Raw genomic sequence first — 6,472 nt, 5'->3', positions numbered from 1 at the left:
GGCCGGCACCGCCGGGAGCGCGCCGCCGTGCTGCGGCCCGCGCAGCGCGGGCACGGCCAGGGCCACCACGGCGCCGCTGCGGGCGTCCAGCACCGGCGAGCCGGCCGGCACCGCGACGCCAGCGACCACCGGCGGGTCGAGCAGCAGCACCCCGCCGACCCCGCCGTACCCGGCCCCGGCGGCACCCAGCAGACCGCAACGCAGCGCCACCACGCGCCCGTCCTCGCCGGCCAGCGCGGGCAGCAGCACCTCGCGCCCGGCCCCGAGGGCCGCGACGGGCAGCGGCGGCACGGGCAGCCCGCCGACCGCGTCGGTGCGCAGCAGGGCGAGCCCGTGCCCGGGCAGCGGCAGTACGGCGTCCGGGCCCAGCACCCTGGTCTGCCCGCCGGGGGTGTGCAGGACGATCCGGTCCAGGCCGGTGACGCTCTCGTGGGCGGTGAGGACGGTGCCCTGCGGGTCGGCGACGAACCCTAAGCCGTGCAGTCGCCCGTTGAGGTCGCGGATCCGCAGCAGGTACCGCCCCGGGTCTCCCGCCACGCCGTCGCCGTCCAGGAATCCCGGCATTCGCACTGCCCTCCCCGCAGGCCGGACGGCCCGGGGGCGGGCTCGTCACGGCGACCTGCTCGCCGTCGGGGAGCCTGCCCGCCCGGGAGGCGGCCCCACCGCGCCTGCGCCGCTCACCACGGGCGTTCACCTCGCGCGCTCCCCCGGGCGGGTGACCCGTCCCTCGCCGGAACGAACCTCCGGACCTCACCCGGAACCCCGGACCTCGCCGAAACACCCCCCCCCGAACGAGCGAAACCCCTCCCGGGACGACTCCCGAACGGGCGAAACCCCCGCCGGAACACTCCCGACGGGGGTGACGCGTGCGCTGCGGGGCGTCAGCCGACGAAGACCGCGACCGGCTTCGCCTGCCCGCCCGTCTCCTCGACCAGCGCGAGGAAGCGCCCGTCCGGCCCGAACACCGCGATCGGCCCGTCCACGCCCAGCCCGGGCGCCTTGAGCCGGGCGCCGTGCGACAGCTTCTCCGCCTGCGACTCGTCCAGGTCCCAGCGCGGGAAGGCGGCGGCCGCGGCCTCCCCTATCGGCAGCACCTGCAGCCCCGCCGGGGACTCGCCGGTGACCGCGGCCTCCAGCTGCTCCAGGGTGTGCGCCGACTCCACCGAGTACGGACCGACCCTGGTGCGCCGCAGCGCGGTGAGGTGGCCGCCGACGCCGAGCCCGGCGCCCAGGTCGCGGGCCAGCGCCCGGATGTAGGTGCCGGAGGAGCACTCGACGGTCACGTCCAGGTCGATCACCGGCGTGCCGTCCTCGGCGAGCGCCGCGCGCTGTGCGTGCACGGTGAAGGAGTGGATCGTGGTGGGCCGGGCCGCGAGCTCGAAGTCCTCGCCCTCGCGCACCCGCGCGTACGACCGCTTGCCGTCGATCTTGATCGCGCTGACCTTGGAGGGCACCTGCATGATCTCGCCGGTGAGCGCGGCGATCCCGGCGTCGATCGCCTCCCTGGTCACCCCGTCGGCCGGGGCGGACGCGGTGACCTCGCCCTCCCGGTCGTCGGTGACGGTGGTCTGGCCGAGCCGGATGGTCGCCTCGTACGTCTTGGCGGTGAGCATCAGGTGGCCGAGCAGCCGGGTGGCCCGCTCGACGCCGATCACCAGCACGCCGGTGGCCATCGGGTCGAGCGTGCCGGCGTGCCCGACCTTCCGCGTCCCGGCCAGCCATCGCAGCTTGGCGACGACCCCGTGGGAGGTGATGCCCTCGGGCTTGTCGACGATCACCAGGCCGTCCGGGCCGGTGCCTTTGCGCTTCATCAAGTTCTTTCTCTAAAAAGCGGTCAAGAGATGATCAACGTACCGGTCGCAGCGCGCTCCGGAACCGTTCGACCACCGCGGCCACGTCCTCCCGGGCGCTGAACCCGGCCGCGAAGACGTGCCCGCCGCCACCCAGCTCGGCGCAGGCGGCGGCGACGTCCACCGCGCCCTTGGAACGCGAGGAGCCCCGCAGCGTGCCGTCCGGGTCCTGCTTGAGCACCAGCGCCACCTCGGCCTCGGCCGGGCGGCGCAGGATGTCGATCAGCCCCTCGATCTCCTCGACCGTGACGCTGAACAGCACCAGGTCCTGGTACGGCACCCAGGTCCACACCAGGCCCAGCCCGCCGGCCGCGTCCGGCTCGTAGACGGCCCGGTCGAGCGCGCCCGCGAGCACCTTGAGGTAGCCGAAGGAGGAGGTGTCCCACAGCTGCCGGGAGATCAGGTCGTGCCGGATGCCGGTGGCCAGCAGCCGCCCGGCGAGTTCGTGGGTGGCGGGCGTGGTGGCCCGGTACTTGAACGAGCCGGTGTCGGTGGCGACGCCGGTGTACAGGCAGGTGGCCAGGTCCTGGTCGAGTTCGACGCCGAGCCGGCGCAGCAGTTCGTCGACCAGGACGGCGGTCGCCGGCGCGGTCGGGTCGATCAGCTGGTGGGTGCCGAAGCCCGGATTGGAGGCGTGGTGGTCGATCACCACCAGCACCGGCGCGGCGAAGGCCTTGCCGTGCAGCAGGCCGAGCCGGCTCTCCGCGGCCACGTCGAAGCAGAGCACCAGCTCGGGGACGTCCGGCACCTCGGCGGCCGGCACGATCAGCTCCTGGCCGGGCAGGAAGGCCAGCGACTCGGGCACGATCTGCGGGTCGTCGCCGAAGGAGACCCGCACCCGCTTGCCGAGCCCGCGCAGCGCCAGCGCGGCCGCCAACGAGGAGCCCAGGGCGTCGCCGTCCGGGCAGATGTGGCAGATCAGGTCGATCGACCGGGCCCGCCCGATCTCCGCCACCACCTGCTGCCAGAGCAGCTCGAAACCGCTCTCCTCGGTGCGCGGCCCCGGGAGCGCCACGAGGGCGTCCTCCACCCTGCTGGTGGAAGACGCCCCCGTGGTCGAACCGGCTCGCGAGGCGGCCTTCGCCGGCTCACCCGCCATGACTACTCGTCCTCGTCGTCACGCTCGGCCGCCGGAACCTTGTACGGGTCCGCCTCGCCGGCGTAGGTCGCGCCCGCGGCGGTGGTGCGCACCGCCGCGTCGATGGCCTTGGCCCGGTCGAGCAGGTCGTCGATGTTCCGGGCGTTGTCCGGCAGCGCGTCCGCGACGAAGGTCAGCGTCGGGGTGAAACGCACCCCGATCTTGCCGACCTCGGAGCGGATCACGCCCTTGGCGCTCTCCAGCGCGGCGGCCGTGGCCTCGCGCTCGGTCTCGTCGCCGAAGACGGTGTAGAAGACGGTGGCCTCGCGCAGATCCCCGGTCACCCGGGTGTCGGTGATGGTCACGAACCCCAGTCGCGGGTCCTTGACCCGCCGCTCCAGAGTCTGGGCGACGACCACCTGGATGCGGTCGGCGAGCTTGCGCGCCCTTGCGGTGTCGGTCACGTTGCCTCCTCGTGCAGTGGGTCCGGCATTCGGGTGAGCTGCGCACCCTTCGGGGCCCACGCCCCAAAGTACCGGCCCGCGCCCGGCCTTGCGGGCGCTCTGGGTCCTGATCCGTGTGAGAACGGCGACTTCCGCCGACCGCCTCCACGGCTCTCATTCATCGTCGTCGTTGTGGTACCTCCTCCTCGCGGAGAGGAGCTGCACCTCGGGGCGGCCGGCGACCAACCGCTCACAGCTGTCCAGGATCTCGGTGACGTAGCCGGCATCGCCGGCCACCACCGCGAGGCCGATCTCGGCCCTGCGGTGCAGATCCTGGTTCCCGGTCTCGGCAGCGCACACGCTGTACTTGCGCTGCAGTTCGGCCACGATGGGCCGCACGATCGAACGCTTCTCCTTGAGCGAGTGGACGTCGCCCAACAGCAGGTCGAAGGTGAGTGTTCCCACGAACATGTATGACAGGTCTCGCCGACCTGGAAGGCCTCGGGGGGCAGCCCGGAACCGGGCTGCCGGTACTGGGTCTGAACGCTGCGGCATCTCAACGCTGCCACATCTGAACGCTGCGACATCAGAACGCTGCAACATCTGAACTACCCCGGACCCTACACAGCGAGACCGGGGCCGGTCGACGGAAATACCACCCGTCGACCGGCCCCGGCTTTCACCGACTACGAACGCGGCTTCTCGCGCATCTCGTAGGTCTCGATGATGTCCTCGACCTTGATGTCGTTGAACGACCCCAGGGTGACACCGGCCTCGAAGCCCTCGCGGACCTCGGTCGCGTCGTCCTTGAAGCGGCGCAGACCCTCGATGTTGAGGCTCTCCGCCACGACCTTGCCGTCGCGGATGAGGCGGGCCTTGGCGTTGCGGCGCAACAGGCCCTCGCGGACGATGACACCCGCGATGTTGCCGAACTTGGAGGAGCGGAACACCTCGCGGATCTCCGCGGAGCCGAGGCGCACCTCCTCGTACTCGGGCTTGAGCATGCCCTTGAGGGCGTTCTCGATCTCCTCGATCGCCTGGTAGATGACCGAGTAGTACCGGACGTCCACGCCTTCCTTGTCGGCCGCGGTACGCGCACGGCCTTCGGCGCGCACGTTGAAGCCGATGATGATGGCGTCCGAACCCATCGCCAGGTTGACGTCGGACTCGGTGATCGCACCCACACCGCGGTGCAGGATGCGGAGCTCGACCTCCTCGCCCACGTCCAGCTTGACGAGCGCGTCCTCGAGGGCCTCGACCGAACCGGAGACGTCACCCTTGATGATGAGGTTGAGCTGCTCGATCTCGCCGGCGGCGATGGCCTTGTCCAGGTCCTCCAGGGACACCCGGACCCGACGCTGCGCGAAGGCGGCGTTGCGGTCGCGGGCCGAGCGCTTCTCGGCGATCTGACGGGCGGTGCGGTCCTCGTCGACGACGATGAAGCTGTCGCCGGCGCGGGGCACCGAGGTCAGACCGAGCAGCAGCACCGGGCGGGACGGGCCGGCCTCGGCGAGGCTGTTGCCGTTCTCGTCCAGCATCGCGCGGACGCGGCCGTAGGCGTCGCCGACCACGATCGAGTCGCCGACGCGGAGGGTACCGCGCTGCACGAGCACGGTCGCCATGGCGCCGCGGCCCTTGTCGAGGTGGGCCTCGATGGCGATACCCTGCGCGTCCTGCTCGGGGTTGGCCCGCAGGTCGAGCGAGGCGTCCGCGGTGAGGACCACGGCCTCCAGCAGCTGCTCGATGTTGAGGCCCTGGCGCGCGGAGATGTCGACGAACATGGTGTCGCCGCCGTACTCCTCGGCCACCAGACCGAACTCGGTCAGCTGACCGCGGACCTTGGTCGGGTCGGCGCCCTCGACGTCGATCTTGTTGACGGCGACCACGATCGGCACACCCGCGGCCTTGGCGTGGTTCAACGCCTCGACCGTCTGCGGCATGACACCGTCGTTGGCCGCGACCACCAGGATCGCGATGTCGGTGGACTTGGCACCACGGGCACGCATGGCGGAGAACGCCTCGTGACCCGGGGTGTCGAGGAAGGTGATCGGGCGCTGCTCGCCGTTCACCTCGGTGACGACCTGGTAGGCACCGATGTGCTGGGTGATGCCACCGGCCTCGCCGGCCACCACGTTGGACTTGCGGATGGCGTCCAGCAGGCGGGTCTTACCGTGGTCGACGTGACCCATGACGGTGACGACCGGCGGGCGCGGGGCCAGCTGGTCCTCGTCGCCCTCGTTCGCACCGAAGTCGATGTCGAACGACTCCAGCAGCTCGCGGTCCTCGTCGTCGCGGCTGACGATCTCCAGGATGAAGCCCATCTCGCCGGCCAGCAGCTCGAGGGTCGCGTCGGAGACCGACTGCGTCGCGGTGACCATCTCACCGAGGTTGAACATGACGGAGACGAGCGCGGCCGGGTTGGCGTTGATCTTCTCCGCGAAGTCCATCAGCGAGGCGCCGCTCGACAGGCGAACGGTCTGGCCGTTGCCGCGAGGCAGCATCACACCGCCGACGGACGGGGCCTGCATGGCCTCGTACTCCTGGCGCTTCGCCCGCTTCGACTTGCGGCCACGCGCCGGGCGACCGCCCGGGCCACGACCGAAGGCGCCCTGCGTGCCACCACGGGCACCCGGGCCGCCGGGACGACCACCGAAACCACCGGGACGCGGACCGAAGCCGCCGCCGCCACCGGGGGCACCGCCACCGGGACGCGGACCGCCGAAGCCGCCGCCACCGGCCGGACGCGAGCCCGGACCGGCCGGACGACCCTGGAAGCCCGGACGGGCGCCACCGGCACCCGGACCACCCGGACGGCCACCGGGGCCACCGGGGCCACGGCCGCCGGGGCCCGGACGCGGGCCCGGAGCCGGACGCTGCGGCATCATGCCCGGGTTCGGGCGCGGCATGCCGGACGGGGACGGGGCGCCGGGGCGCGGACCGGCCGGACGCGGCATGCCGTCGGGACGCGGACGGTCGCCACCGGGACGCGGGGCGCCACGGTCAGCGCCGGGAGCACCAGCGGGACGCGGACGGTCGCCACCCGGACGCGCGGCGCCACGGTCGGCACCGGGAGCACCAGCGGGACGCGGACGGTCGCCACC

Annotated in this window: 5 protein-coding genes and 1 pseudogene; all 6 read right to left on the bottom strand. The window is 72.6% G+C overall.

Annotation, left to right across the window (positions count from 1 at the left end; genetic code table 11):
- A pseudogene (locus ACFVX9_RS39375) lies at positions 1-564 on the bottom strand (hypothetical protein); the annotation flags it as partial.
- A gap of 317 nt (positions 565-881) precedes the next feature.
- The gene (truB, locus tag ACFVX9_RS39370; protein ID WP_380380904.1) at positions 882-1,811 is read right to left on the bottom strand and encodes a tRNA pseudouridine(55) synthase TruB; all 930 of its coding nucleotides are present in this window, start codon (positions 1,809-1,811) and stop codon (positions 882-884) included.
- Positions 1,812-1,845: 34 nt separating this feature from the next.
- Positions 1,846-2,949, bottom strand: a complete 1,104-nt coding sequence (locus ACFVX9_RS39365; protein WP_387987062.1) for a bifunctional oligoribonuclease/PAP phosphatase NrnA — start codon at positions 2,947-2,949, stop codon at positions 1,846-1,848.
- A gap of 2 nt (positions 2,950-2,951) precedes the next feature.
- Entirely contained in the window at positions 2,952-3,392 is a 441-nt protein-coding gene (gene rbfA, locus ACFVX9_RS39360) for a 30S ribosome-binding factor RbfA (RefSeq protein WP_063347621.1), read from the bottom strand.
- 153 nt (positions 3,393-3,545) lie between these two features.
- The gene (locus tag ACFVX9_RS39355; protein ID WP_063347622.1) at positions 3,546-3,842 is read right to left on the bottom strand and encodes a DUF503 domain-containing protein; all 297 of its coding nucleotides are present in this window, start codon (positions 3,840-3,842) and stop codon (positions 3,546-3,548) included.
- A gap of 215 nt (positions 3,843-4,057) precedes the next feature.
- The coding region (gene infB, locus ACFVX9_RS39350; protein WP_387987057.1) for a translation initiation factor IF-2 at positions 4,058-6,472 on the bottom strand (2,415 nt) is incomplete at its 5' end.

Origin of the sequence: Kitasatospora sp. NPDC058243, assembly GCF_042882025.1 — a bacterium.
In the GTDB taxonomy this organism is placed as follows: Bacteria; Actinomycetota; Actinomycetes; order Streptomycetales; family Streptomycetaceae; genus Kitasatospora.
Note: the sequence above shows the minus strand (reverse complement) of the source record. Positions and strands in the feature narration are given on the sequence as shown.